This window comes from Microbacterium sp. DT81.1, from assembly GCF_049844955.1.
Taxonomy (GTDB): domain Bacteria; phylum Actinomycetota; class Actinomycetes; order Actinomycetales; family Microbacteriaceae; genus Microbacterium.
In genome coordinates, this window is the sequence record NZ_JBNCMA010000033.1 from 1 (window position 1) to 473 (window position 473).

The following is a 473-nucleotide window of genomic DNA, read 5'->3' on the forward strand; positions in this document are numbered from 1 at the left end:
CGGCCGCGGTTGACGGTGCGGCGGTCTCGGTGTGACTGTTCAGGGAGTGCATCGCGAGCAGCCCGACGATGATCGCGGCAGTGACAGCGATGAGCAGCAGGACCGAGTGGCCCAGCCCGCGTGGGCCGGGGCGCAGACGTTGTGCCAGAGCGATCATCGACATGTCACCTCCCTCGTGTCCAGGGTAGACCGGCTCAGGCCGGCTGCATCGTCCGGTCGGCCCGCGCGGGCGCCGTAACGGCGGGTGCGGGGTGGGGGCGGAAGCTGCGCAGGCGGAGGCTGTTGGTGACCACGAACACCGAGGAGAGCGCCATCGCGGCCGCGGCGACCAGGGGGTTGAGTAGGCCGAGCATTGCGATCGGGATCGCGGCGATGTTGTACGCGAATGCCCAGAAAAGGTTGCCCTTGATGGTGCCCAGGGTGCGGCGGGACAGCCGGATCGCGTCGACCACGACGAGCAGGTCTCCGGAGGC

The 473-nt window shown here is 69.6% G+C and carries 1 pseudogene; it reads right to left on the reverse strand.

The features are described 5' to 3' along the window. Positions 1 to 194: 194 nt before the first annotated feature. Positions 195 to 473: pseudogene (locus ACLQ2Q_RS22220) on the reverse strand (heavy metal translocating P-type ATPase); the annotation flags it as partial.